Source organism: Xanthobacter sp. BG11Y11_SDJG, assembly GCF_057364445.1.
Genome location: NZ_JBNFNU010000447.1, coordinates 1 through 3242 on the forward strand (window position 1 = coordinate 1; position 3242 = coordinate 3242).

Here is a 3242-nt window from a genome sequence, read left to right on the forward strand (position 1 = left end):
CGACTGGAGCGGAGCGTCAGCGCAGCGGAAGGAGAGCCGGGGCCCAGCGCAAGGAGGCGCCGCAGGCGGCCTCTTCCGCCGCAGGCGGAGCGCCGTTGGGTGTTGCCCGCTGCGCGGGAGTCTCCCCTGGACCCCGGCTCGGCGCTCCGGCTGCGCCGTCGCTGGGTCGGGGAACGACGGCAGCGCTGACGCGGACCGCCGAGCCCTTGACCTGGCATCCAGAATACGTGCAGTGTGATGCCTACAATGAGGCTGCATGACAACGACGTGTGCAGACATTTGCTCTTCAATCATCCTCTCTGCCCGTTCAGGTGCCATGAGATCGCATTGGAAAGCATTCTTCACGCGTCATGAGCCGTCCTGCGGGTCATTCCTGATCGGAATGAAGTCCGGGGCCGGCGGCATGCTGGGCATGGGGCTGGTGGCGGGGCTTGCCGCCTTCACCGACCTGCCGTTCCTGATCGCCCCGTTCGGGGCCAGCGCCGTGCTGCTGTTCGCCCATCCCGCGACGCCGCTCGCCCAGCCCGCCAACGTGGTGGGCGGCTATGCGCTCGCGGCCATGGTCGGCCTGGTGCTGACGCTGCTGTTTCCCGGCGCCGTGTGGGCCGCCGCGCTCGGCGTCGGGCTCGCCATCGCGCTCATGCTCGCGTTCCGCGTCTCGCATCCGCCGGCCGGCGCGGTGCCGATCCTGATGGTGCTGTCGCCGGGCGATCCCATGGCGCTGTCGGGCGTGATCGTGACCGGGAGCCTTGCTCTGGTGGCGCTGGCGATCCTCTATCACCGCGTGCCGCCGCGCCACGATTATCCGCGCCGCCCCGCCTGAGGGGCGCCGCCTGCGCCGCGACACCGATCGAAGGCCGCCCCCACGGCGGCCCCGTCCGCGCGAGACGAGGACGGGGCCGGCCGGCATACGCATAACCTTGTTGCCGGTCCGTAAGACGGAGCGCGTCTCCTAGCGGCCGAATGTGCGCCCTTCGCGACCGGATCGGGCGCGAAACGCGCCATTTCGTGGCCGCGCCGTGTCGGCCTCCCGTAGCCGCGCACCGGCCGGGCTGCGCCGCCGCCTGCCGACCCAGCCTTCATCTGCGGAGCCCTCCATGCTCGACGCCCTGCTCGCCCCGCTCAGGGCGCGATTTGCCGCGCCCATCCGCCCGCCCGCCCCACGCCCCGACGCCAAGGCCAGCCGTACCGCGGCTCTGGTGGCGGTGCTCTCCGCGGGCCGCCCGGTCTGGAGCCCGCGCGATTACGCCAGCCTGGCGCGCGAGGGCTTCGCAAAGAACGCCATCGCCTACCGCGCCGTGCGGCTGATTGGCGAGGCGGCGGCGAGCGTCCCGCTGGTGCTCATGTCGGGCGCCGAGGAACTGACCGCGCATCCGTTGCTGGGGCTGGTGGCGCGGCCCAATCCGCGGCTCGGCGGCGCCGCCTTCATGGAGGCGCTGTGCAGCCATCTGCTGGTGGCGGGCAATGCCTATGTGGAGGCGGTGGCGGTGGAGGGCCGCGTGCGCGAGCTGCACCTGCTGCGGCCCGACCGGGTGCGCGTGGTGCCCGGCGCCGACGGCTGGCCGGAGGCGTTCGACTACACCCTCGCCGGCCGCACGGTGCGGATCGCGCAGGAGACGCTGGTCGCCGGCGCCGACGTGCCGCCGGTGCTGCACCTCGCGGCTTTCAACCCGGTGGACGACCATTACGGCTTCGCACCGCTGGAGGCCGCCGCCCAGGCGCTCGACCTCCACAACGCCGCCGGCGCCTGGAACAAGGCGCTGATCGACAATGCCGCCCGGCCCTCCGGGGCGCTGGTCTATGGCGGCACGGGCACGCTCACCGAGGAGCAGTTCGAGCGCCTGAAGGGCGAGCTTGAAGCCTCCTTCCAGGGCGCCGCCAATGCCGGCCGCCCGCTGCTGCTGGAAGGCGGGCTCGAATGGCGCGCGCTCTCGCTCTCGCCCAAGGACATGGACTTCGAGGCCGCCCGCAACGGTGCGGCGCGCGAGATCGCGCTCGCCATCGGCGTGCCGCCGCTGCTGCTGGGCATTCCCGGCGACAACACCTACGCCAATTATGCCGAGGCCAACCGGGCTTTGTGGCGCCAGAGCGTGGTGCCCCTGGTGCGCCGCGTGGCGGACGAATTGTCCGCCTGGCTCGCCCCGGCCTACGGCGCGGACCTGCGCCTCGTGCCCGACCTCGACCAGGTGGAGGCGCTCGCCGCCGAGCGCTCCGAACTGTGGAAACGCATCGGCGCCGCCGACTTCCTCACCGACGCCGAGAAGCGCGCGGCGGTGGGCTATGGGGCAGAGGGGCGGCGCTAGGGGCGAGGGCGGAGCGACGCGCGCCGCATCCCGCCAAACCCACCGTCATGCCCCGGCTCGCCTGGAGCATCCGCTCCCGCTGCCGTCCCCCGCTCCAGGAGCCCCCATGGACGCCCTCATCCGCGCCGTCGCCGAGCGCGGCGATCTGGCCCATGTGGCGCTGGCGCTGTGGGCGATCGGCGCCTCGCTCGCTTTCTGGCGCGCCTTCGCCGAGGTGGCACGGGCGCACCGCCGCTTCGACGATTTCGTGCGCGAGCTGGCGCGCTTCAACGCCCGTCACGGCAGCCCGCAATAGCCCGGCCCAGCCGCGCGAACCGACACCACCCACCGGAGATCCCCCCCATGCGCGCCCCGTTCCAGAAGGCGCCCGCGCCGCGCATCCGCGCGCTCACGGGCGCGCCCTCCCGCCCCCAAGGCGCCGCCGGCGTCGCAGGGCGTGTTCCGCGACTTCGTCGCACCTGGAGCGCCTGGAGAAGGGGCGGCGAAAGAAAAAGTCGCCCGAGAAGACCTCCGCCCCCGGCGGGCGGGAGGCGTGAGCATGGCGGACGGACCGCTCATCGAGGGCTATGCCTGCCTGTTCGGCGTGGTCGATCTCGGCCGCGACATGGTGCTGCCCGGCGCCTTCCGCGAGAGCCTTTCCCGGCGCGGCGCCGGCGGCGTGCGGCTGCTCTACCAGCACGACCCCGCCGAGCCCATCGGCGTGTGGCGCGAGCTCGCCGAGGACGCGCGCGGCCTCTATGTGCGCGGGCGCTCTCGGCGGCGTGGCGCGGCGCGCGATGCGCCGCGCTGCTCGAAGAAGGTGCGCTCGACGGCCTTTCCATCGGCCTTCCAAGGCGGTGGAGGCGCGCGCCGATCCGCGCAGCCGCGTGCGCCGCCATCTCGCGCATCGATCTGTGGGAGGTGTCCATCGTCACCTTCCCCATGCAGCCCGGCGCGCGG

Annotated in this window: 3 protein-coding genes and 1 pseudogene; all 4 read left to right on the forward strand. The window is 73.2% G+C overall.

The window, feature by feature from the left end:
• Positions 1-382: 382 nt before the first annotated feature.
• On the forward strand, positions 383-823 hold the full coding sequence (locus AC2W7M_RS22570; RefSeq protein ID WP_486135085.1) for an HPP family protein: 441 nt from the start codon (positions 383-385) through the stop codon (positions 821-823).
• A 274-nt stretch (positions 824-1097) separates the two neighbouring features.
• On the forward strand, positions 1098-2303 hold the full coding sequence (locus tag AC2W7M_RS22575; RefSeq protein ID WP_486135087.1) for a phage portal protein: 1206 nt from the start codon (positions 1098-1100) through the stop codon (positions 2301-2303).
• A 106-nt stretch (positions 2304-2409) separates the two neighbouring features.
• Positions 2410-2598, forward strand: a complete 189-nt coding sequence (locus AC2W7M_RS22580; protein WP_486135089.1) for a hypothetical protein — start codon at positions 2410-2412, stop codon at positions 2596-2598.
• Positions 2599-2841: 243 nt separating this feature from the next.
• Positions 2842-3242, forward strand: a pseudogene (locus AC2W7M_RS22585) (HK97 family phage prohead protease); the annotation flags it as partial.